Genomic DNA, 20,970 nt, shown 5'->3' with positions numbered 1-20,970 from the left:
ACGATGCCCAGCACCGACACTGCACCGAAGACCCGCACCGCCACCACGCCAGCCCGAGCAGCAGGACCCAGCACGGCTGGGGTACCTGCACCGGAGTCACTGAGCGGCACGACGACCGTGCACGACTCCGTCGTCGCGAAGATCGCCGGGATCGCCGCGCGAGATGTTCCTGGCGTCACGGGCCTCGGCGGGGGCGCTGCGCGCGTCGTCGGCGCCATCCGCGACGCGCTCAACACGACCGATCTGACGCAGGGCGTCAGCGTCGAGGTCGGCGAGACGCAGGTGGCCGTCGACGTCACGATCGTTGTCGAGTATCCGCGCGCGCTCCAGGAGGTGGCCGGCGCCGTGCGCGCGGCGGTCTACCGGGCGATGGAGGAGCTCGTCGGCATGGAGGTCGTCGAGGTGAACATCGCGATCAACGACGTGCACATCCCCGGCGACCTCGCGACCGGGAGCGACGGCGACGCGCAAGTCACTACTGACGAGGCGGCGAGCGGCACGAGCTCGACACGGGTGCGATGAGCACCGCAGTCACCGGCGCGGCGACCGGCGCCCTCATCGCGATCATCTGGCTGTGCTTCGGGTTCTGGGCGTGCCTCGCCGTCGCCGCCGCCATGGCCATCGGCGCCCTCATCGGCTCGGCGCTCAGCGGGCGGTTCAACATCCGGGCCGCCCTCGACGCGCTCCAGAACGGCAGGCAGCGGCAGTGAATCAGACGGGGTCCGCTGATGCTGTCGTCCCGTCCGGCACCGAAACCAGCACTGCGCGGCTGAGCGGCCGCACCACCGTGTCGGAGCGCGCCCTGCGACGGCTCGCCGACGCGATTCTCACCGACGCCCTGCGCGCCGACGCGCCATACCGCGCGTTCCCAACCACAAGCGTCACCCTCGCTGACGACGCTGGCGCGCTGCGCTGCACGGTGTCCGTGACGCTCACCCCGGGCGGTGCCGGCGGGCGGCACCTGATCGCGCTCGGCGACGAGATTCGGCGTGCACTCACGACCGGCATGCCCCAGCTCGCGGCGCGCCGCGTCAGCTCCGTCGACGTGAGGTTCCTCGGTGCCGCCGCGCCCGCCGAACGGGTGCTGCGATGAGCGCCGAGGAGCCGACCGCGCGGGAGCGCCCGGCCGTCCCCGCTGCGCCGCTTCGCCGCGTGACGCGAAGCCTCACCCACTTTCCGCGCACCGCCCCCGCAGCCGTGGTCGCGACGATCGCTCTCGTGCTCGCCTGCGCGGTGTTCGGCGCCGCGAGCGGTGCGATCGGCGCGGCGGGCCAGCCGACCTCGGTGTTCTCCGCCCGCGCCCTCGCCGATGCCTGGCTCGCCGCGGCGCGCGACGCGCTGGACGCAGTGCCTGGCACCCTGATCTCCGCCGCCGCGGTGGCCGCGGTCGCGGCGCTCGTCCTCGCGGCGGCTGGCCTCGCCTGCGTCGCGCTCGCGGTCGGCGCCGGGCGCCGGCGGCGCTTGCGCATCTCCTGCGCGAGCGTTCCGCTGGTGATCGACCGGAGCGCGCTCGCCGACGCGGTGGCCGAACGGGTCTCGCGTGCGCTTGCGCAGCCGCGGGGGCGCACGCGAGTGCGCGTCGGCCGCTCCCTGACCCGCGTCACGATCACCCCGACGAGCGGCGTCGCCGTCGACCGGGCACGCGCCACCGACGCTGCCGCAAGCGCGCTCGCCGCGCTCGGCCTCCCCGCGCGGGTACGCGTGAGCGTTGCCGACCGAGGGGCGGTGTCGTGATGCGGCCGGTGCAGCTCGCGAACCGGGCGATGCTCTTCGTCTCCGGCCTGGTAGCGCTCGGCGGGGCCGCTTCGCTCGCGCATGCCGCAGCGGTGGCGTCCGATCCCCCGGGGCTCACGGCGGGGTGGGAGGCGGTGCGCGGCGCGGCGCTCGACACGACGCTCGGGCGCGCGATCATCGGCACGATCGACCGCGCGCTCGGGGCGGCGACGCTCGGCCAGCTCAGCGTCGCCGCGGTGTGCGTCGCACTCCTGCTCGCGGTATTTCTGGCGACACGCGGCGAGCTGAGCCGCGGGCGCACCCTCGTCGCCGCGCGGAGCCCGGGCGGCACCACGTCGCTCGACCGCAGCCTCGCGAGCGTGACGCTCGGCGACGCGCTGCGCAGAGCCCCCGACGCGCGGTCGGTCCGCGTGCGTGCGCGCCGTGTCCGCCGCGGCACGGCGGTGGTGCTCACAGTCGTTGCGCACCCGCGCGCGGATCTCGGCCGCCTGGCGGCGTCGATCGACTCGGCGGTGCGCGAGTGGGACGCACTCACCGGGACCCAGCTGCCGATCGTGGTCCACGTCGCACGCGCGCGCCGGCGCGTGCGCGGCGAGGTTTCGGCGGCGGTACGCTGATGAGTCACCGCGTGGGGGCCCCGTGACTCCGGAGAACCAGCCCATGCTCGAGACCGCAGACGACCGCACGCTGGCGGGGCGCGCGGCCGACGGCGATACCGCGGCGTTCACGGTGCTCATGCGCCGGTACGCACCGCTGCTGCGCGCGTACGTGCGCCGGCTCCTACCCGGCACCGCGGAGGTCGACGATGCGGTGCAGGACGCGTTCGTGACGGCCTGGCAACGTCTCCCCCAGCTCGCCGACCCCGGCAAGGTGAAGGCGTGGCTGATGCGGATCGCCGGGCGCGCAGCCCTCACCCGGACCCGCCGCCTCGGCGCGCTCGCGCTCGACGACTCCGCGCCGGTGACGGCACCGGCCAGGCTCGATCCCGCGCGGGTGGTCGAGGCGCGTGCCGGGATCGTCGAGCTCGGTCACGCGCTCGACGAGCTCCCCGCGGCGCAGCGCGCGTGCTGGGTGCTCCGCGAGCACGGCGGATACCCGTACGCCGATATCGCGGCGGAGCTCGACCTGCCGCTCGCGACCGTGCGCGGGCTCCTCGCTCGCGCGCGTGCCTACCTGCTCACCCGAATGGAGGCCTGGCGATGATGGACACGCCGCATGACCACGCCGAGCCGCACACCGAGTCGGGCGCCGACGCCCCGGCCGACACCGTCGCCGGGGTCCCGCTCACCGAACTCATCGAGTACTTCGACGCCGGCCGGTCCCCGCGCGTGGCAGCGTACGAGGACTCCCCCGAGTGCCGCGAGGTGCTCGCGGCACTCGACCGGCTCAGCGAGCGGTCGTCCGAGGTGCTGAGCGCCGAGGCGCGCGCGGCGGCGGGGCCGGCTCCGAGCTGGCTGGCTCAGCTCGCCGCGCGCCTCGGCGAGCTGCCGCGCGTCGGGGGGCTCGGCGGTCGCGCGATTGCGCTGCCGCCCGGCCCGGACGGCGTGGCGCGCACGCTGCCCGAGGCCCAGGTGCGCGCCATCGTCCGCCGCGCGGAGACCGAAGTGCCCGGGGCACTGATCGGGCGCTGCACACTCGACGGCGATGTGAGCACCCCCGGCGCACCGCTGCGCGTCGGTGCGGAGCTCAGCGTCGCGTACGGCGTGCAGCTGCGTCCCCTCATCGCGGCGCTGCGCGAGGAGATCGCCGCGCGGCTGGCCGCGGAGACGCCGCTCACGATCGCCGGCATCGACCTCGCCGTGCGGAGCGTCCACCAGCTCGCGGCGGACGGCCAGGATCCCGATCGGTTTCTTCCGCCTGCCCCGAACGACTAGCCGCGCGCGAGCCCGCGATCGTCGTCGTTGTTGAGGCGCAGCCACTCGGCCCAGCTCGTCGCCGCCCCCAACTCGCCTGGAGCGGCCTCGCCAGGCACCGCCCCGCCGGCGGCGCGCACCCGCAACCCTGCGAGCACGAGGTCGAGGTGCCTGAGGTGGAGCTCGTTGGCGCGCGCACGCGGCACCGCGTACACGGGGCGCAGGTGCGTGATCGTGAGCATCACGTCCGCCGGACCAAAATCGGCTGGGATCACGCCGCGCTCCCGATCGATCCGCACGAGCTCGGCGAGCGCGGCGTGCAGGCGGTCGGAGAGCCGGTCGATCTCGGGCGTGCTGCCGACGTGCTGCCCGAACGTCGGCATGCGCGATCCCGGCGCCTCCAAGACATGCCGGCGCAGGAACGCGCCCACCACGGACTGCGGCTGCGCGCGCTCGCCCGCTGGAGCGCCGGCATCGGCGCCCTCTCGCAGGGCGGTGGTTTCCGCGAGCGCGCAGATTTCCTCGAGCGAGAGCACGCGGATGGCGTTCACGAGCTCCACCTTGCTCGGGTAGCGGCGGTAGATGCTCGCCACCCCAGCGCCTGCGCGCGCGGCGATCTCCGACATGGGTGCGCCCCAGCCCCACTCGCTGAACACCTCGCGCGCCGCGCGGAGGATCGCCTCGTCGTTGGACTGCGCCTCGCGCGCGCGGCCGCGCAGCGGGGCGGCGTCGGTCAGGCCTGCGGCGGCGTCGGGCGCGGAGGATTTCACCCTTCCCACGGTACCCGCATCTCCCATACACTTCTATCGGAACGAATCATTCCGTTCCGATTTGACCTGTTCCGTCGCACAGATTCGAGCCGCATGTCCTCCTCCGCTCCCCAGCCGAGCACCTCACCGGTCCCCCTCACCCCAGCCGCCGCGGCGAGTGCGCGGGAGGGCGGCGGCTCCTCCGGCCGGCTCGTGTTCGCGCTCACCCTCGCGGTGCTCACCTTCTCGATGATGCAGACCCTGCTCGTCCCAGCGCTCCCCACGTTCAGCCGCGCGTTCGGCATCGATCCAACGGTGGCCGGCTGGATCCTCACGAGCTACCTGCTGTGCGGCGCGGTCGCCGCCCCGATCCTCGGATCCCTCGGCGACCGCCACGGCCACCGCAAGATCCTGCTCCTCTCGTTCGCGCTCTTCGTGGCCGGCGCGCTCCTGGCCGCCGCCGCCCCATCGCTGCCGGTCCTGCTCGTCGGCCGCGTGCTCCAGGGCGCGAGCATGGCCGCGTTCCCCCTCGCACTCGCGATCGTGCGACGCCACACCGCAGGCAGCGCCCAGCGCAGCGCGATCGGCCTGCTGAGCGGCACCATGGGCCTCGGTGCCGGCGCTGCGCTCGTGATCGGCGGCGTGATCGTTGAGGGCCTGTCCTGGCCGTGGCTGTTCCTCACCGGCGCGCTCATGGGCATGCTGTCGATCGCGCTCATCATGGCCTGGGTGCCGGCGTCCCGGCGCGGCGCAGCGACGCCGACGGACTGGCCAGGCACGACCCTGCTCACCGCCGCGCTGCTCGCACTCCTGCTCGGCATCTCGCAGGGCGGCGCCTGGGGCTGGGGTTCCCCCGCCACCCTCGGCGCATTCGCCGTTGCGCTCGCCGCCCTGACCGCGCTCACCCTCGTTGAGCTGCGCACCGGGACGCCGCTCATCGACGTGCGCACGCTCGCGCGGCCGGCGCTCGCGATCACGAACGGGCTGACGCTGTTCCTCGGCTTTGTGCCCTACCTGTTCTACGTCGGGCTGCCCATGCTGCTGCAGGCCCCGAGCGGCGACGGAATCGGCCAGGGCTTCTCCGTCACGCAGACCGGCATCGCGCTGCTGCCCGGCGCGATCCTCGTCTTCCTCGGCGGCCGCTTCGCACCGTGGCTCATCACTCGCGCGGGATCCCGGCTGACCGCGCTCATCGCGCTCGCGGTGATGGGACTCGGCAGCGCGGGAGTGGCGCTCGCACCGGGCAGCCTTGCCGTCATCGTGGTGTTCTTCTCGCTGATCGGGCTGGGCAATGGCATCGGATTCGCGGTGGTCGCTGATCTCGTTGCGAGCCTCGCCCCGCGCGACGAGGTCGCGGCCGCACTCGGGGTCAACGGTGTGCTGCGCACGGTCGGTTCGGCGCTCGGCACCCCGGTGTCGACCGCGGTGCTGGCCGGCGCTGCGGGCGGCGGCGCGGCTGCGGCCGGCCCGTTCACCGCACTGTTCGCGATCGCCGCGGCGGTCAGCGTGCTCGGGGCCGCATGCGCGCTCACCCTGCGGCAGCCCCGATCCTGATCCCGCACCACCGCTGGTAGACTGGCCGCATGGATCTGATCGAAGTGGACGGCAACTAGCCACCGCATCCCCGGTGGCACTCGCGCGCACGCGCCGAGCCTGAGCCCTGATCCTCCGAGCGAGTCCGCCAACACCGGGCGTTGACCGCGGACAGGGACGCCGCCTTCCCACTCACCGCAGCACCGCTCCGTTCGGCGTGCGTGCGCGGCAGCGCGATCAACCGCCCGGTTCGGGGCGCCACGCGCGTCGCCGCACGCCAGGGCACTTCGAAAGGCGACAGCCATGTCATTGACCCCAGCACTCTCCCTCCACGATCTCTCGTTCGCGTGGCCCGACGGCACCGCGGCGCTGGATCGCGTCTCCGGCGCATTCGCCCCCGGCCGCACCGGCCTCGTCGGCCGCAACGGGGCAGGCAAGTCCACGCTGCTCCGGCTCATCGCGGGCGAGCTCACCCCGGCGTCCGGCCGCATCGTCGCGAGCGGCGAGGTGGGCTTCCTCCGCCAGACGCTCACGCTGCGCGCCGACGCCCCGCTCGCCGAGCTGCTCGGCATCCACGGCACCCTCGCCGCGCTTCGCGCCATCGAGGCCGGCGACGTCGCGCAGGAGCACTTCGATGCGGTCGGCGACGACTGGGATATCGAGGCGCGCGCTGGCGAGGCCCTGCAGCAGCTCGGCTTCACCCCTGCCGACATTGACCGCCGCGTCGGCGAGGTGTCGGGTGGCGAGGCCATGCTCATCGCGATCATGGGGCTCCGGATCCGGCGCACCCCGATCACGCTGCTCGACGAGCCGACGAACAACCTCGACCGCGCCACGCGCGCGCGGCTCGGCGCGCTCGTCGACGCGTGGCCGGGAACCCTCGTCGTGGTGAGCCACGATCGCGAACTGCTCGAGCGCATGGACCACACCGCGGAACTGTTCGACGGGCGGCTCGAGACGTTCGGCGGCCCGTACAGCGCGTGGGCGGCGCACCAGGAGCAGCAGCAGGCGGCGGCCGAGCAGGCCGCGCGCAGCGCGCAGCAGGCGCTGAAGGTCGAGAAGCGGCAGCGGGTCGAGGCGGAGACGAAGCTCGCGCGCCGAGAGCGCACCGCGAAGAAGACGCAGCAGAGCGGCGGGATCCCGAAGATCCTCGCGGGGAATCGCGCGAGCAAGGCGCAGGCCTCGGCCGGGGCGATGCGCGGCACGCTCGACGACAAGGTGCAGGCCGCGCAGGCCGCGGTCGATGCCGCCGACGCGCGCGTGCGCAGCGAGGATCGGATCAGCCTCGCGCTCCCCGACCCAGGGGTGCCGCGCGGGCGGCGCATCGCCGAGTTCAGCGATGGCGGCCGCACGGTGCTGGTGCAGGGCCCCGAGCGCGTCGCGCTCGTCGGCGCGAACGGCTCCGGTAAGTCGACGCTGCTCGCGCAGCTGGTGGACGGCACGGCGCCCGGAGCCGGCCGCCCGGCCGGCCGGCTCCTCACGGAGCGCGTCGGCTTCCTCGCCCAGCGGCTCGACGGGCTCGACGATCAGGCCAGCGCGATCGCGAATGTGCAGGCGGTGGCGCCCGCGGTCCCGACGGGCACGATCCAGAACCAGCTCGCGCGCCTGCTCCTGCGCGGCGACGCGGCGCACCGCCCGGTGGCCACGCTCTCCGGCGGCGAGCGATTCCGCGTCGCGCTTGCGCGGCTGCTGCTCGCGGACCCGCCCGCGCAGCTGCTCGTGCTCGACGAGCCGACCAACAACCTGGATCTCGCGAGCGTCGAGCAGCTCGCCCAGGCGCTCGACGCGTACCGCGGCGCGCTCATCGTCGTGAGCCACGACTTCGCGTTCCTTGAGCGGATCGGGATCGACACCGTGCTCGGGCTCGACGCCGCCGCCGGGCTGCGCGAGCTGCGCACGCTGGCGGAGGCGGCCGCCAGTTCCGGGTGAGCTGCGCGGGATCGCGGCGGCGGCCCGCCTGCGGCCCCGGGAGCGAAGATGAAGAGACTTTCATCGCGGCCTCATCTTCTCCTCACATGAAGCGGCCACGATAGACCCATGACACTCGCACGGCGGTTCCTCCTCCCGGGCGCCCTCATCGCGGTTCCTGCCGCGCTGGCGCTCGGGAGCCTCGCCCTTATCCAAAGCCCGGCCCCGCCGGCGATGCCGAAAGCCCCGCTCGTGGCGCCGGTCGCCCCGCTGGCTGAGCCGGATCCGGTGGAACCAGAGCCGGATCCGGCGCCGGCCCCCAGCCCGCCGCCTGCACCGGCACCGGCACCCGCGCCGGCACCCGCGCCAGCTCCGGCCCCGCAGCCGCTGCCGGCGCCGGCGCCGGGCGGCGAGACCGACTGGGATGACGATCATGACGACGACGGGGGCGACGATGACTGACACCCGTCAGCTGCTCACGAGCGACGCCGCGCAGCCGGGCGCACCGGGCGCACCGGCACCCCTGCGCACCCTGCGCGCGCGCTCACTTCCGGCGCGCTGGCGTATCACTGCCTGGATCCTGCTGAGCACCCTATTCACGCTCGTCGCGGTCGGCTTCATCGGGCGTAGCCTGTCGCTCGCGGCGGTCGAGGTCGAGGCGAACGCCGCGGTCGAGCAGGAGGCTGCGGAGTTCGCGCGCTTCGTCTCAGCCGGTGTCGATCCCGAGACCGCCGCACCGTTCGCGTCGGCCGAGCGGCTGCTCGAGGTCTACCTCGCAAGGCAGTCGGTCAGTCCCGGCGAGGTGCTCATCGGTGTCACCGGATCGGGGGCCGGCGCGCAGGCCGTCGGTGCGAGCTTCGGGTCGCGCACCACACAGGAGGGCACAGCGGATCCCGTCGAGGCGTACGATCCGGATCTGTTTGCGGTCATGACGTCCCCCGCTGCGAACTCGGGGACGGCCGCGCACCCCGAGGACGGGCCCGTGCGCTGGGGCCGGGTGGAGTTCACGCTCGGCAGCGACGCCGGGGCAATTCTGATCGCGCAGCACACAGCCGACGCCCGCGCCGCGGTCGACCGGGCGCTCGGCACCCTCGGCTGGGTGGCCGCGCTGGGCTTGCTGCTCTGCTCCGGGGTGGCGTGGCTCGTTGCCGGGCAGATCCTTGCTCCCGTGCGCGAGGTGTACCGGGTCGCGCGCGACATCGGCGAGCACGACCTCACGGCGCGCGTGCCGGTGAGCGGAAGCGACGACGTCGCCGCGGTCGCCGTCACGTTCAACGACATGCTCGATCGTCTTGAGGCGGTGCACCGCACCCAGCAGCAGTTTGTCGACGATGCCGGCCACGAGCTCCGCACCCCCATCACTGTGGTGCGCGGGCATCTCGAGCTCCTGAGCGAGGATCCAGCTGAGCGGCAAGCGACGCTGCGCCTCGTGACCGACGAGCTCGGCCGGATGAGCAGGATCGTCGCCGACCTGCTCGTGCTCGCCCGGGCACCGCAGCCCGACTTCGTGACCCCGAGCCCGTGCGACACCGCCGCGCTCACCCTCGACATCGAGGCGAAAGCCCAGGCGCTCGGCGCGCGCCGGTGGCAGCTCATGGAAGTCGCCGAGGATGAGGTGGAGCTCGACGGCCAGCGCGTCACGCAGGCGATGCTCCAGCTCGCGGCGAACGCGGTGCAGGTGACCGCTGACGGGGACCGGATTCGGGTGGGCTCGCGCTTCGTCGGGCACGGTGACACGCGCCAGTTGCGGCTCTGGGTCAGTGATGAGGGCCCGGGCGTCGCGGCGGCCGATGCCGAGCGCATCTTCGAACGGTTCGTGCACGGGGGCAGTTCTCTCGGGCAGCGCGGCGACACTGCGGGGCCAGCGCCACGCCACGGCTCCGGCCTGGGTCTCGCCATCGTTCGCGCCATCGCCGATGGTCACGCCGGTTCGGCCTGGCTGGAGAGCACCCCAGGGGCCGGCGCCACGTTCGGCCTCGACCTGCCAGCACCACACACGACGGAGGACCCCCATGCGGCACATCCTGATCGCTGAGGACGATCCACACATCACCTCGTTTTTGAGTCGCGGGCTGCGTGCCGCCGGCTACGAGACCACGGAGGCCGCCGACGGGGAGACCGCCCTTCTGCTGTCGCGGAGCGGCTCGTTCGACCTGGTCATCCTCGACATCGGACTCCCCGGGATCGACGGTTTCGCGGTGCTCAGTCATCTCCGCGGCGAGGGCGTCACCGTCCCCGTCATCGTGCTGACGGCACGTGACTCGGTGATCGACACCGTGCGTGGGCTCGAGGGCGGCGCGAACGACTACATGTCGAAGCCATTCCAGTTTGCGGAGCTGCTCGCGCGCGTTCGGCTGCGCATCGGCGACGGTGAGCAGCGCGCCACGGGGCCCGTGCTCAGCCACGAGGGCCTCACCGTCGATATCCGCGCGCGACGCGTCACCGTCGCGGACGTCGCCGCCGACCTGACCTCACGCGAGTTCGCGCTCCTCGAGGTGTTCATGGAGCATCCCGGGCAGGTGCTGTCCCGGGATCAGCTGATCGGGCACGTGTGGGGCCTCGACTTCGATCCGGCCTCCAATGTGGTCGACGTCTACGTGCGCGCCCTCCGCGGCAAGATCGGCGCGGAGCGCATTGAGACCGTGCGCGGAGCGGGGTACCGGCTGCGATGAGTACCGTGCGATTCGCCACCGTTCCCCCGGTCAGGCGCGGCGCGCCAGCCGCCTCTCGTCCGCGAGCTCCGCGCCGGCACCGAGCGCTGTCCCGCGTTGCGCTGTGCGCGGCCGGCGTCGCGGTGCTCGCAGCAGCGTGTCTCGTCGTGCCGGCGCAGCTGCGCGAGCTCGGCGGCACCGCCACGCCTGCGACGCTCTCGCTCGCCGGCGCGCTCACCATTGCCGTGTTCCTCTTCGCGCTCTGGGCGTGGGTGTGTTCACCGCTCGACGACGCCCTGGTGGCCTTCCTCGCCGCCGCCGCGCTGATCGTGTGCGGCGCGCTTCCGGCCGATGAGTTCTTCAGCGCGCTCGGAGACCCCACGATCTGGCTGCTGATCTGCGCGTGCGTGCTCGCCGCTGGGGTCGCAGGCTCGGGTCTCTCCCTGCGCGCCGCGGCGCGGGCGGCCACACTCGCTCGCTCACCACGCGCGCTCATGCACCTCCTGACCGGCGTGATGGTACTCACCGCGTTCGCGATCCCCTCGACGAGTGGCCGCGCAGCGCTCGCGCTCCCGGTGTACACAGCGCTCGTCGCCGCGCTTCCCGCTCGCCCGCAGCTGCACCGCGCGCTGGGGCTCTTGTTCCCGACCGTGATCCTGCTCTCGGCGGTGGCCTCGCTGCTCGGCGCGGGCGCCCACCTCATCACGAGCCAGCTGCTCGTCGAGGCGACGGGCAGCGGGGTGAGCTTCCTGAGCTGGCTGCTGTGGGGCGTCCCTCTCGCGCTGGTCTCCGCCCACCTCGCATGCGAGGTGATTCTCCTGCGCTTCGTCGACCGGGCCGAGCGACGCACTCCGATCCGGGTCGCGAGCGAGGCATTCGCGCACTCCCCAACGCCCGTGTCTGGCCCGCTGACGCGCGCCGAGCGGCGAGCGCTCGGCATCCTCGCTGGCGTGATCGTGCTCTGGTGCACCGAGCCCCTGCACGGGCTCGCCCCGGAGGTTGTCGCACTGTTCGGTGCGATCGTCGCGGCGCTGCCGCGCGTCGGAATCACCGGCTTCGCGAGCGCGGTGCAGCAGGTGCCCTGGCACCTCCTGCTCTTCCTCACGGCGACGCTCGCACTCGGATCCGCGCTCACCGGCACGGGCGCTGCGACGTGGCTCGGCTCGGCGGCACTCGCGCCTGTGGCCGGCCTCGGCTCGGCGGCAGGCCCGGTCTTCCTGCTCGCGGTCATCGCGGTCTCGCTCGCCGCGCACCTGATCATCCAGTCGCGATCCGCGCGATCCGCCGCGCTCATCCCGATCGTGATCGCGCTCGCGCCCACCGTCGGCGTCGACCCGGCTGCCGCAGCGTTCGCGTCGACCGCGGCCGCGGGCTTCTGCCAAACGCTGCCGAGCTCCGCGAAGCCGGTCGCGCTTTTCACGTCAGCTGCGCACGCCGCAATACAACCGGATGACCTGCTGCGGCTCTCCCGCTGGCTCGCGCCCCTCCTGTTCATTCTCATCACCGGGTGCACCTTCTGGTTGTGGCCAGCGCTCGGGCTCCCCGCGTTTCTGTAACTTCACCGCGCATTCGACCGGCACCCCGCCGGTGTCTCGTGCACCCCTCATCTCTCGGACACCGTCCCCTGCACCCCTCGGAGGTCACCATGTCGATCCACATTCCCCAGCGAATCCTCGTCGCACCCAGCGGCTTCAAGGAGAGCCTCGGCGCCGAGACCGTCGCCGAGGCGATCGCGGCCGGCATCCGGCGCGTGATCCCCGGCGTGCAGGTCGACGAGTACCCGGTGCCGGACGGGGGCGAGGGCACCGCGCGCGTCCTCGCAGCGACGACCGGGGGCACGCTGGAGCCCGCGCGGGTCACCGGGCCGGTTGGCGCTCCTGTTACCGCGCACTGGGCCGCGCTCGGCGGCGCCGCGCGCGGCACGGCGGTGGTGGAGATGGCCGCGGCGGCTGGGCTGAGCCTCGTGCCACGCGATCAGCGGGATCCCGGCCGCACCACGACGTTTGGGGTGGGCGAGCTGATCGCCGCGGCGCTGGACAGTGGTGCGACGCGCATCATCGTCGGCTGCGGCGACTCGGGGACGAGCGACGGCGGCGCCGGAGCGCTTCAGGCGCTCGGCGTGCGCATCCTCGATGCCCAGGGAGAGGAGCTGCCCCGCGGCGGGGCGGAGCTGACGCGCGCCGATCGGCTCGATTTCTCGGGCATGCACCCCGCGCTCGCCACGACCGAGATCGTGCTCGCGTGCAATGTGCACAACATTCTCTGCGGTCCCCGCGGCGTTGCGCGGGTGTTCGGCCCGCAGAAGGGGGCCTCGCCCGAGGACGTCCATCGGCTGTCCCGCTCACTTGAACACTGGGCCGCGCTGCTCGAACGCGACGCGCCGTTCGGCGCAGGCATTGACGTTCGCGGCGGTGCGGGGACCGGGGCCTCCGGCGGCCTGGGCGCCGGCCTTGCCGCCGGGGTCGGGGCCCGGCTCGCGCCCCGCTTCGAGGTGTTGCTCGACCCGCAGTTCACGCGCGGAGATCTGTCAGCGCTCGTGCGCGCGGCGGATCTGGTGATCACCGCCGAGGGTGCCATTGACGGACAGACGCCGCGCGGCAAGGTGCCGGCGGAGATCGCCCAGCGCGCTCGCGAAGCCGGAGTGCCCGTGCTCGGGATCGCGGGTTCGCTCGGCGCGGGGGCGCCCGACGTGCACGACATCGGCATCGGCGCGATCGCCTCGATCCTCACCGTACCGATGCCGCTTGAGCAGGCCGTTGCGCAGGGCGAGGCCCTGCTCCGCGACGCGGCGGAGCGGAGCATGCGCCTGATCCTGCTCGGATCTGCCCTGTCGGCGCGGGGCGCGCTGCCGCTCGCGGCGTAGCGTTCTCGCCGCGAAGTCGCCGCGAGAACGCTGAGTGAAAGCTGGGAGGGGCGGCAGCGTGCTCTAGCGTTGTGCCATGGAGTTCGATTTATCCCTCTCCCCTGACCTCGTCGCGGTGTTCCTCGCGCTCTTCCTGCTGGAGGTGGTGCTCGGCGTCGACAACGTGATCTTCATCTCGATCCTCGCGGGCAAACTCCCGAAGCATCAGCAGGCGAAGGCGCGCAAGCTCGGCCTCAGCCTCGCGATGCTCATGCGCATCGTGCTGATCTTCTTCGCGGGCTGGATCATCACGCTCACCGACGATTTCATCGAGATCGGCGAGTTCGGCTTCTCGGTGAAGGACCTGATCCTGATCGCGGGTGGCCTCTTCCTGCTCTACAAGGCGATCCAGGAGATTCACCACAAGTTCGAGGGGCACGACGAGGAGCAGCCGAAGGCCGGCGCCGTCGCAACCACCTTCGGCGCGGTCATCGCGCAGATCCTCGCGCTCGACCTCGTGTTCTCGCTCGACTCCGTGATCACCGCCGTCGGCATGACGTCGAACATGATCGTGATCATCACCGCCGTGCTACTCTCCTTCGGCATCATGCTGTTCGCCTCGGGCACCATCTTCGCGTTCGTCAACCGCCACCCCACCGTGAAGATGCTGGCGCTGTCGTTCCTGCTGCTCATCGCGGTCTTCCTGATCGCCGAGGGCTTCGGTGTGAAGATCGACAAGGCGCTCATCTACGGCCCCATGGCGTTCGCCGTGCTCGTCGAGACGCTGAACCTCGTTGCGCTCGGCCGCGCGGCGAAGCGGCGTGAGCGCGCCGCGGCGCTCGCATCGGCCGCGGGCGGCACCGAGCCCGCGGGCGACACCGTCGACGCGGAGACTCAGAGCCCCAACTGAGCGAGGCGTGCCTCGGTGTTCAGTCGCGTGGGACACCGGTGGCTCGGGTGATGAGTCCGTCGAACTGGCGATCGGAAAGCACATTTCCCGCGGCGATCAGCGGTTTCGCTCCGAACCCGACCGCGTAGCGGGTCTTGGGTCGGCGCGCGGTGACGGCCTTCCCGATCGCGTTTGAGATCACTGACGGCGGGCTATTGCGCTTCGCGTTCGCCTCGGAGCGCAGCGACTGCGCGACCGCGTCAGCCTGCCGCTTGTACGCGGAGCCGGTCGAGGCTTCGTCGAGGTGGTCCGCCGCGATTCCGCCCCACTCGGTGGCGATCCCGCCCGGCTCGATCACGACAACGTCGATCCCGAACGGTGCGAGCTCGAGGCGGAGGCAGTCCGACAGTGCTTCGAGCGCGAACTTTGTGCCGTGATACCAGCCGCCCAACGGGGTATAGATCTTCCCGCCCATCGACGTAATGTTCACGATCGTCCCGCTCCGCTGCGCACGCATGTGCGGGAGAACGAGTTGAACGAGAGCCATCGCACCGAAGACGTTGACCTCGAACTGCCGGCGGCCCTCGTCGATCGGCACGTCCTCGATGGCGCCGTAGGACCCGTATCCCGCGTTGTTGACGAGCACGTCGATGCGCCCGGTCTCAGCGATGATCTTCGCCACTCCGTCCCGCATCGAGTGCTCGTCGGTCACGTCCATCCCGAGCGGGCGGATGCCCTCGGCGGCGAGCTTCTGCAGACGGTCCGTGCGGCGTGCCGCACCGTACACAGTGAAGCCGAGCGCCTGAAGCTTGCGGGCGGTGGACTCGCCGATGCCAGATGAGGCCCCGGTGACGAGTGCGGTCTTGGTGGTCATTTCGCGTCTCCCGATGTAAAGTGAATACTGATTCACTTACATCATGAACCCACATTCACTTTCGCGCAAGTGCGAGTAGGTCTCTCATTTCCGCAGGCACCCCGGAGGATGCATGTCCATTGATCGCCCCATGCGGGCCGACGCTGTCCGCAACCGCCGCAGTATCCTCGACGCCGCACAGGCGCAGATCAGCGCACACGGACCGGATGTCGGGATGGAAGAGATCGCGAAGGCCTCCGGCGTGGCCGTCGGCACCCTCTACCGGCATTTCCCCACCAAGACCGATCTCCTGGCCGCGGTCATCGCCGGATACGTCGGAGCGGTAGCGGACGACGTGGAGGCGTCACTGGCTCGCGCCCGCGACGGGGCGTCAGCGGGCGATGAGATCGTGGGATTCCTGGAACGCGTGGTGGAGTCCTCCGCGCACACGCACGCGGTCAAGGCCGCGGCGCGAAGCCTCGGCGTCGAGGGGCACGGCGATCAGTCCGACGAGGCTCGCGCGGGTGCCGCGCTGGCAGAACTCATCACCCTGGGCCAGCGAGCGGGTGACATCCGCCCAGAGGTCACCGTCGACGATTTCTACCTCCTCATGGCCACGACTCCCACCGACCAGACCGCGGAGGTCCGTCGCCGCTGGCTCGAGCTCGTGCTCCCCGGCATCACCACCCGAGCATGACCGCGACAGGAGCGGCACCGGCATATCGCTGAGCGCTTCCCGCGGAGGAGGCTCGTGCTCCGCCCCCAGACGGAAGTGACTCCCGCGGGACGGTCACGAGGAGGCCCCCGCGGTGTCGGGGTCGGGCAACGGAGAGCCAGTGGGCGACACCGTCGACGCGGAGGCTCAGAGCCCCAACTGAGCGAGGCGTTCCTCGTAGCGCAGCTGCGTGTCCTCGGCCTCTGTCTCAGCGGGGGCGTCCCAGATCGCGGCGAGCTCGCGCTGCACGTCCTCCGGGAGGGCGTCGTAGCGCGAGCTCCAGTCGGCCACCGGGTTCCAGTAGCCCACCACCTTGAAGTGGGTGGCGGGAAGGCCCAGCTCCCTGCGGAGCAGCTTCCGCGCATCGCGGAGCGCGGCGGTCTCCCCCGCCACCCACACGTACCCCTCGTCGAGCGCGCGCTGGCCGTGCAGCGCACGCCGCACGATCTCGCCGAGCGCGCTCGGGCCGCGCCCGTTGCCGCCCTCGACCCAGGTCACGTCGACCCCGGTGACCCCGTAGTGCGCAAGGTCGATCGGGGCTGATCCCGCGGGGATCTCAAGCACCAGGCGTGTGCGGATTTCCCCGCGCCGCGCAGCGATCCGGGCCGCGGCGGGGAGGCCGGTCAGGTCGGCGGCGAGCAGCTGCCAGCGCGTGCCGGCTGGCGGCTCGTACAGCCCGGTCGGCGCGTTCAGCCCGAGCACATGGCCGGGACGCGCCGCGAGCGCCCAGGGCCCAGCAACCCCGGCTGCGTGCGTCACGAAGTCGATGTCGATCTCACCGACAGGCTCGCGCACCGCGCTGATCGTGTAGGTGCGCATCGGCGCCTCCGGCGCGCCGGGTGGGGTCGCCCACCAGTCGCCGTCGGGTACCGGAAGCGAGACGTCTAGCGGGTCGTCACCGTGCGGGAAGAATACGCGCACGTACTCATCCGGCACCCCGGTGCTGAGATAGCCGGCAACGCCTGGGCCTCCGAGTGTGATGCGCACGAGGTCTCGGCTGAGCTGGGCGGTGGCGGTGACAATTCCGCGGAAGATGGTCATGGTGCGGCACTTTCTGTGTCGGGGTCGGGGTCGGGGTCGGCGCCGGGATCGGGGTCGGTCTGGGCCGCCCACAGCTCGCGATACGGTCCCGGCGCTGCGAGCAGATCGGCGTGCGCGCCGCGCTGCACGAGGCGCCCATCGGCGAACACCCCGATCTGCTCGGCCGCGGCTGCCGGCTGCAGCTGGTGGGCGATGTACACCGCGGTGCGGCCCTGGCGCAGCAGCGCAATGGCGCGGTCCACGGCCGCCCGCTGCTGCAGCCCCACCTCGGCGGTCGGCTCGTCGAGCAGCACGATCGCAGGGTCGGCGAGCAGCGCCCGGGCGATGGCGAGCTGCTGGATGCTGCCCTCGTCCCAGCGCTCAGGCTGGCTCGGGGCGAGCGCCCAGTCGGCACCCACCGCTGCGAGTGCCGCCGCGATCTCGGCGTCGCTGGCCAGCGGGGCGGCGAGCCGGAGGTTCTCGGCGACCGTCCCGCGGAACTGATGGAGTTCCTGCGTGATCGTGTAGGGCTGGGAGGCGGTGTGGAGCGCCCCGGCGTCGGGCGCGTACTGGCCGGCGATGAGGCGGGCCACCGTGCTCTTGCCCGAGCCGGACGCCCCGACGAACGCCGCGGTCGTGCCAGCCGGGACCGTGAGGGTGACGTGCGCAACGCCGCGACCGGTGCGCGGATACCGGAACGACACATCGCGGAGCGTGATCGCCTGGGGCACCGCGGCTGGCGCGGCGGGCACGGCCGGCGCGGCCAGCGCGGCCGACGCGGATTCTTCGCCTCGCGCCACCGCACCGCCGCCCGGCGCCGCCTCGATCACGCCGACGAGCCGCGCCAGGCCGATGGTGGCGCGCTGAATGTCGTCGAGGCCGAAGATGAGCTGCCCGATCGGGCCGAAGAGGCGGTGAAAGACCAGCGCGGCCGCGGTGACCATCCCCACGCTCACCGCGCCGGCGCCACTCAACCAGAAGCCGGTGCCGAGGAGCGCCACCATGCCCACCGCCTCGCCGCCGTTGATGGCGAAGAACAGCCGATTGCGCAGCCGCGCGCCCGCGAGCTGCGTGCGGATCGAGGCACGCGCGCGCACGGCGACCCGCTCGAGCGCGTGCGCCTCCTCGCCGAGCGCGGTGAGCGTGTCGCGGCCCTCCACCGCCTCAAGCACCGCCTGGCTGCGCGCGGCCTCCCGCTCACGCACCTCACGGAACACGACGCGCGAGCGCCGCAGGAAGCGCCGCGTCCCGAGCACGTAGCAGGGCACGCAGGCGAGGCCGGCGAGCGCCAGCCTGGGATCGATCGCTGCGAGCGACGCGAGCGACACCGCGATCGCGAAGAGCGCCGAGAGGAGCGTCGGCATCACGTCACCGCCGGCCTCCCCGACCGCTTCGACGTCGCCCGTGACCCGCGACACGAGGTCGGCGCTCTCGCCGTCGTCGATCGTGGCGACCGGCAACCGCATGGCCGAGGCGAACACCTCCTCGCGCAGGCTCGCGAGCGTCTGCTGCACGAGCGCGACGAGCACGCGGCTCCCCCAGAGCCCGAGCAGCGCGGCGCCGACCGCACCGGCCGCCGCCCCGAGCACCCAGGCCGCCAGAACCGACGGCCCCGCGCCGCGCGCCACGGCGTCGACGATGCGGCCGAGGCAGAGCGGCAGCACGAGCCCGAGCACGCTCGCGAGCAGCAGGAGCGCCGCGGCCGCCAGGGTGCGTCCGCGGTGCCCGCGCAGGAGGCGCACGATCACCGCGCGGACCGCGCGGCCGCTCGCGACCGGCAGGGTGGGCGTCGCGGCGATCATGCTGCACCCCACTCGACCACGCGATCGCACGCTGCGAGCAGCGTCGGCGAGGAGGAGATGAGCACGATCGTCTCGGGCCGAGCGGACAAGCCGGCGGCGATCGCGGCCTCCGTCACAGCGTCGACCGCCGAGGTGGGCTCGTCGAGCACGAGCACCTCAGCGCCGGCGTGCAGGGCGCGCGCGATGCCGATGCGCTGCCGCTGGCCGCCGGACACCCGGCGCCCGGCCTCGCCGAGCGCGGTGTCCCAGCCGCCGAGCTCCGCAACGACGTCGGTGAGCGCCGCAGCGGACACCGCTGCCGGCCGCGGCGTCGCGCTCGTGGCCGCGGCAGCCGGCCCGAGCACCGCGGCGCGCAGGCTCTCGCTCGCAACGGCCTGCCGGTGGGGCAGGGACACCACGCGGCTGCGGTAGGCGGTGAGGTCAACGTCGCGCGCGTCCCGGTGCAGGCTGGGATCCCCCGGCCCGCTGAGCGTCAGCTCGCCACGTGCCACCGGCGCGCGCAACCCCAGCGTGCGCGAGGCTGCGCGTGCCGCGGCCGTATCGACGGGCCGAATCCCGAGCGTCTCGCCGCGCCGCACGTCGATCCGCGCGGTGTGCGCGCTCGACCGGACGCTCAGCACCACGTCGGCGGCGCGGCGCACCGGCTCGCCGCGCTCCGGCTGCGGCAGCAGGTCCGGCGTGTTGATGAGGGACGCGAGGCGCCTGGCCGAGGCGAGCTTGTGCGCCCAGTTCGCCGGGAACGTGCCGGCGTGCGCGAGAAATCCGCTGACGAACTGAGCGAGACCGAGCACGGTGACGAGCTCGCCGATGGAGATGCTCCCCGCGCTCGCGAACCACGCCGACAGGCCGGCGAGCCCTGCCGTGGTGAGGGCCGCGAGCGTGGCGCTCACCGCCTCGGCCCCCGCGAGGGCCCGGCCCGCCGCCGTCGCGGCACCGCGTGAGCGCTCGCTCGCGGCGGCGTAGCGGCGCACGGCCTCACCGCGCGCCCCCATCCCGACGAGCACGCGGAAGCCGGTCATGAAGTCGGCGGCCACCGCCCCCGCCTCCGTCGCGGCGGTCTGCTCGGCGTGCCCGCGCTGCTCCAGCGGGCGCGACACGAGCCGCATCACGAACATCATGCTGCCGGTCGAGAGGAACACGACGAGCGTCGCGGCCGGCGAGATGACCAGCATCGCGCCGGCCGCCGCGACGATCGCGGCCACCGTTGCGCTCTGCTGCGCGACCGACCAGGCGACGCCGGCCACCCGGTAGGTGTCGGAGGTGACGTAGCCGAGCGCCTCTCCGGGACCGAGGCTGCGAGCCGGCAGCTCCCGACGGAGGAGCCGCGTGAGCGCGAGGTGGCGCAGCGCCTGCTCCCCCGTGCCGTACACGGTGACCATGAGGCGCGATGCCCCCTGGTAGCTCAGCGTGAGCACGAGGAACACCGCGAGGAGCGCGCCGAGCCAGGCGGCGAGCGCGACAGCGTCGGCGCGAAGTACCGCACGATCGACCACCACTCCGATGAGCACGGGGATCGCGGTCTCGGCAAGCGCGTGCAGCACGAGCAGCGCGGTTGCGCAGGCGAGCGCGCGGCCGCGCCCCTCCCCGGCGAGCGCGATCCGGAAGAGCTGAGCCGGGGTGACGGTCACTTCCCGCTCCGGCCGAGCGGGAGCACGAGCGGGGCACCCGAGACCGGATCCTCGATCACGCGGCACTGCAGCCCGTAGACGCGCTCCACCAGCTCCGCCGTGATCACCTCGCGCGGCCGCCCCTGCGCCACGATCTCGCCGTCCCGCATCGCGACGAGGTGCGTGGCGTAGCGCGCGGCGTGGTTGAGGTCGTGCAGCACGGCGACCACCGTGGTGCCGCCGCGGTGCAGCTCGGCGAAGAGTTCGAGGAGCTCGATCTGGTGCGCGATGTCGAGGTAGGTGGTGGGTTCGTCGAGCAGCAGGTGGCCGGTCTGTTGCGCGAGCGCCATCGCCACCCACACGCGCTGGCGCTGACCGCCGGACAGCTCGTCGACGAGCCGGTGCGAGAGCTCGGTCGTCGACGTTGCGGCGAGGGCTGCGGCCACCGCTTCCTCGTCCGCGCGACTCCACGTGCGGAGCGCGCTCTGGTGGGGGAAGCGACCGCGGCCGACGAGGTCGGCGACCGTGATCCCGTCGGGCGCGATCGCCGTCTGCGGCAGCAGGCCGAGCCGGCGCGCCACCTCTTTCGGCGGCCGCGAGTGGAGTTCGGCCCCGTCGAGCAGCACCGATCCGGTGCTCGGGCGCAGGAGGCGGGAGAAGCCGCGCAGGAGCGTGGACTTCCCGCAGGCGTTTGGCCCGATGATCACGGTGAACGAACCGTCAGGAATGGCGAGCGTGAGATCGCGAACGATCGGGGTGTCCCCGTAGCCGAGGGTGATGTCGCGTGCGCGGAGAGCAGCGGTCATGATTGGTC

Annotated in this window: 22 protein-coding genes; 16 read left to right on the top strand and 6 right to left on the bottom strand. The window is 72.9% G+C overall.

Features of this window, described 5'->3' with window-relative positions; genetic code table 11:
• Nucleotides 1-3 precede the first annotated feature (3 nt).
• Genes EGM46_RS06390 through EGM46_RS14695 form a run of 7 tightly spaced genes read left to right on the top strand, consistent with a single transcriptional unit; the run spans nt 4 to nt 3,608 of the window.
• Nucleotides 4-522, top strand: coding sequence for an Asp23/Gls24 family envelope stress response protein (locus EGM46_RS06390; protein ID WP_125099328.1), 519 nt, complete (start codon nt 4-6; stop codon nt 520-522).
• The gene (locus EGM46_RS06385) at nt 519-710 is read left to right on the top strand and encodes a DUF2273 domain-containing protein (protein WP_125099327.1); all 192 of its coding nucleotides are present in this window, start codon (nt 519-521) and stop codon (nt 708-710) included. The genes EGM46_RS06390 and EGM46_RS06385 overlap by 4 nt, the downstream gene beginning before the upstream one ends.
• A complete protein-coding gene (locus EGM46_RS06380; RefSeq protein WP_125099326.1) occupies nt 707-1,093 on the top strand; it encodes a hypothetical protein in 387 nt (128 codons plus the stop codon). Before EGM46_RS06385 ends, EGM46_RS06380 begins: the two co-directional genes overlap by 4 nt.
• A complete protein-coding gene (locus EGM46_RS06375) occupies nt 1,090-1,734 on the top strand; it encodes a hypothetical protein (RefSeq protein ID WP_125099325.1) in 645 nt (214 codons plus the stop codon). The genes EGM46_RS06380 and EGM46_RS06375 overlap by 4 nt, the downstream gene beginning before the upstream one ends.
• A complete protein-coding gene (locus EGM46_RS06370; RefSeq protein ID WP_125099324.1) occupies nt 1,731-2,351 on the top strand; it encodes a hypothetical protein in 621 nt (206 codons plus the stop codon). Before EGM46_RS06375 ends, EGM46_RS06370 begins: the two co-directional genes overlap by 4 nt.
• Before the next feature lie 43 nt (nt 2,352-2,394).
• A complete protein-coding gene (locus EGM46_RS06365; protein WP_125099323.1) occupies nt 2,395-2,937 on the top strand; it encodes an RNA polymerase sigma factor in 543 nt (180 codons plus the stop codon).
• Nucleotides 2,937-3,608: an Asp23/Gls24 family envelope stress response protein gene (locus EGM46_RS14695; protein WP_206427517.1), complete on the top strand. Its 672-nt coding sequence runs from the start codon at nt 2,937-2,939 to the stop codon at nt 3,606-3,608. Before EGM46_RS06365 ends, EGM46_RS14695 begins: the two co-directional genes overlap by 1 nt.
• On the opposite strand, the gene EGM46_RS06355 is transcribed toward EGM46_RS14695, so the two are convergent.
• Nucleotides 3,605-4,357, bottom strand: a complete 753-nt coding sequence (locus EGM46_RS06355) for a TetR/AcrR family transcriptional regulator (RefSeq protein ID WP_206427516.1) — start codon at nt 4,355-4,357, stop codon at nt 3,605-3,607. The two genes, EGM46_RS14695 and EGM46_RS06355, sit on opposite strands and share 4 nt — an antisense overlap.
• Before the next feature lie 93 nt (nt 4,358-4,450).
• Here EGM46_RS06355 and EGM46_RS06350 point away from each other — a divergent pair, with 93 nt between their 5' ends.
• The 8 genes from EGM46_RS06350 (at nt 4,451) to EGM46_RS06315 (ending at nt 14,180) form a co-directional block, all read left to right on the top strand.
• A complete protein-coding gene (locus tag EGM46_RS06350) occupies nt 4,451-5,890 on the top strand; it encodes an MFS transporter (RefSeq protein ID WP_125099320.1) in 1,440 nt (479 codons plus the stop codon).
• Nucleotides 5,891-6,172: 282 nt separating this feature from the next.
• Nucleotides 6,173-7,798, top strand: coding sequence for an ABC-F family ATP-binding cassette domain-containing protein (locus EGM46_RS06345; RefSeq protein WP_125099319.1), 1,626 nt, complete (start codon nt 6,173-6,175; stop codon nt 7,796-7,798).
• 108 nt (nt 7,799-7,906) lie between these two features.
• Nucleotides 7,907-8,239: a hypothetical protein gene (locus tag EGM46_RS06340; protein WP_125099318.1), complete on the top strand. Its 333-nt coding sequence runs from the start codon at nt 7,907-7,909 to the stop codon at nt 8,237-8,239.
• Entirely contained in the window at nt 8,211-9,812 is a 1,602-nt protein-coding gene (locus EGM46_RS06335; RefSeq protein ID WP_206427515.1) for a sensor histidine kinase, read from the top strand. The genes EGM46_RS06340 and EGM46_RS06335 overlap by 29 nt, the downstream gene beginning before the upstream one ends.
• Entirely contained in the window at nt 9,790-10,449 is a 660-nt protein-coding gene (locus EGM46_RS06330) for a response regulator transcription factor (RefSeq protein ID WP_125099316.1), read from the top strand. The genes EGM46_RS06335 and EGM46_RS06330 overlap by 23 nt, the downstream gene beginning before the upstream one ends.
• 146 nt (nt 10,450-10,595) lie before the next feature.
• On the top strand, nt 10,596-11,984 hold the full coding sequence (locus tag EGM46_RS06325; RefSeq protein ID WP_241156215.1) for an SLC13 family permease: 1,389 nt from the start codon (nt 10,596-10,598) through the stop codon (nt 11,982-11,984).
• A gap of 89 nt (nt 11,985-12,073) precedes the next feature.
• The gene (locus EGM46_RS06320; RefSeq protein WP_125099314.1) at nt 12,074-13,291 is read left to right on the top strand and encodes a glycerate kinase family protein; all 1,218 of its coding nucleotides are present in this window, start codon (nt 12,074-12,076) and stop codon (nt 13,289-13,291) included.
• A 76-nt stretch (nt 13,292-13,367) separates the two neighbouring features.
• Nucleotides 13,368-14,180 (top strand): TerC family protein, encoded by an 813-nt coding sequence (locus EGM46_RS06315; RefSeq protein ID WP_125099313.1) that lies wholly within the window; start codon nt 13,368-13,370, stop codon nt 14,178-14,180.
• Between the two features lie 19 nt (nt 14,181-14,199).
• Here EGM46_RS06315 and EGM46_RS06310 read toward each other — a convergent pair whose 3' ends face one another.
• Nucleotides 14,200-15,033, bottom strand: a complete 834-nt coding sequence (locus EGM46_RS06310; protein ID WP_125099312.1) for an oxidoreductase — start codon at nt 15,031-15,033, stop codon at nt 14,200-14,202.
• Between the two features lie 112 nt (nt 15,034-15,145).
• Between EGM46_RS06310 and EGM46_RS06305 the strand changes: the two genes are divergently transcribed.
• Entirely contained in the window at nt 15,146-15,709 is a 564-nt protein-coding gene (locus EGM46_RS06305; protein WP_125099311.1) for a TetR/AcrR family transcriptional regulator, read from the top strand.
• A 165-nt stretch (nt 15,710-15,874) separates the two neighbouring features.
• Here the strand turns inward: EGM46_RS06305 and EGM46_RS06300 are convergent, their stop codons facing one another.
• The 4 genes from EGM46_RS06300 to EGM46_RS06285 are packed head-to-tail and all read right to left on the bottom strand — an operon-like array spanning nt 15,875 to nt 20,962.
• Nucleotides 15,875-16,768, bottom strand: coding sequence for a siderophore-interacting protein (locus EGM46_RS06300; RefSeq protein ID WP_125099310.1), 894 nt, complete (start codon nt 16,766-16,768; stop codon nt 15,875-15,877).
• A complete protein-coding gene (locus EGM46_RS06295) occupies nt 16,765-18,549 on the bottom strand; it encodes an ABC transporter ATP-binding protein (RefSeq protein WP_125099309.1) in 1,785 nt (594 codons plus the stop codon). Before EGM46_RS06295 ends, EGM46_RS06300 begins: the two co-directional genes overlap by 4 nt.
• On the bottom strand, nt 18,546-20,177 hold the full coding sequence (locus tag EGM46_RS06290; protein ID WP_125099308.1) for an ABC transporter transmembrane domain-containing protein: 1,632 nt from the start codon (nt 20,175-20,177) through the stop codon (nt 18,546-18,548). The genes EGM46_RS06295 and EGM46_RS06290 overlap by 4 nt, the downstream gene beginning before the upstream one ends.
• Nucleotides 20,174-20,962 carry an ABC transporter ATP-binding protein gene (locus EGM46_RS06285; RefSeq protein WP_125099307.1) on the bottom strand — a complete coding sequence of 263 codons (789 nt, stop codon included), beginning with the start codon at nt 20,960-20,962 and terminating at the stop codon, nt 20,174-20,176. Before EGM46_RS06285 ends, EGM46_RS06290 begins: the two co-directional genes overlap by 4 nt.
• Nucleotides 20,963-20,970: the final 8 nt, after the last annotated feature.

Origin of the sequence: Leucobacter chromiireducens, assembly GCF_003917135.1 — a bacterium.
Taxonomy (GTDB): domain Bacteria; phylum Actinomycetota; class Actinomycetes; order Actinomycetales; family Microbacteriaceae; genus Leucobacter; species Leucobacter chromiireducens_A.
The sequence above is the reverse complement of the archived record's forward strand: the minus strand, read 5'-3'. Positions and strand labels throughout refer to the sequence as shown.

Excerpts from the sequence above, each read along its gene's own strand:
- EGM46_RS06315 (WP_125099313.1), top strand. The coding sequence starts at position 13,368 with ATGGAGTTCGATTTATCCCTCTCCCCTGACCTCGTCGCGGTGTTCCTC.
- EGM46_RS06390 (WP_125099328.1), top strand. The coding sequence starts at position 4 with ATGCCCAGCACCGACACTGCACCGAAGACCCGCACCGCCACCACGCCA.
- EGM46_RS06310 (WP_125099312.1), bottom strand. The coding sequence starts at position 15,033 with ATGACCACCAAGACCGCACTCGTCACCGGGGCCTCATCTGGCATCGGC.
- EGM46_RS06295 (WP_125099309.1), bottom strand. The coding sequence starts at position 18,549 with ATGATCGCCGCGACGCCCACCCTGCCGGTCGCGAGCGGCCGCGCGGTC.
- EGM46_RS06330 (WP_125099316.1), top strand. The coding sequence starts at position 9,790 with ATGCGGCACATCCTGATCGCTGAGGACGATCCACACATCACCTCGTTT.
- EGM46_RS14695 (WP_206427517.1), top strand. The coding sequence starts at position 2,937 with ATGGACACGCCGCATGACCACGCCGAGCCGCACACCGAGTCGGGCGCC.
- EGM46_RS06340 (WP_125099318.1), top strand. The coding sequence starts at position 7,907 with ATGACACTCGCACGGCGGTTCCTCCTCCCGGGCGCCCTCATCGCGGTT.
- EGM46_RS06350 (WP_125099320.1), top strand. The coding sequence starts at position 4,451 with ATGTCCTCCTCCGCTCCCCAGCCGAGCACCTCACCGGTCCCCCTCACC.
- EGM46_RS06345 (WP_125099319.1), top strand. The coding sequence starts at position 6,173 with ATGTCATTGACCCCAGCACTCTCCCTCCACGATCTCTCGTTCGCGTGG.
- EGM46_RS06285 (WP_125099307.1), bottom strand. The coding sequence starts at position 20,962 with ATGACCGCTGCTCTCCGCGCACGCGACATCACCCTCGGCTACGGGGAC.
- EGM46_RS06335 (WP_206427515.1), top strand. The coding sequence starts at position 8,211 with ATGACGACGACGGGGGCGACGATGACTGACACCCGTCAGCTGCTCACG.
- EGM46_RS06305 (WP_125099311.1), top strand. The coding sequence starts at position 15,146 with ATGTCCATTGATCGCCCCATGCGGGCCGACGCTGTCCGCAACCGCCGC.
- EGM46_RS06385 (WP_125099327.1), top strand. The coding sequence starts at position 519 with ATGAGCACCGCAGTCACCGGCGCGGCGACCGGCGCCCTCATCGCGATC.
- EGM46_RS06320 (WP_125099314.1), top strand. The coding sequence starts at position 12,074 with ATGTCGATCCACATTCCCCAGCGAATCCTCGTCGCACCCAGCGGCTTC.
- EGM46_RS06300 (WP_125099310.1), bottom strand. The coding sequence starts at position 16,768 with ATGACCATCTTCCGCGGAATTGTCACCGCCACCGCCCAGCTCAGCCGA.
- EGM46_RS06375 (WP_125099325.1), top strand. The coding sequence starts at position 1,090 with ATGAGCGCCGAGGAGCCGACCGCGCGGGAGCGCCCGGCCGTCCCCGCT.
- EGM46_RS06365 (WP_125099323.1), top strand. The coding sequence starts at position 2,395 with ATGCTCGAGACCGCAGACGACCGCACGCTGGCGGGGCGCGCGGCCGAC.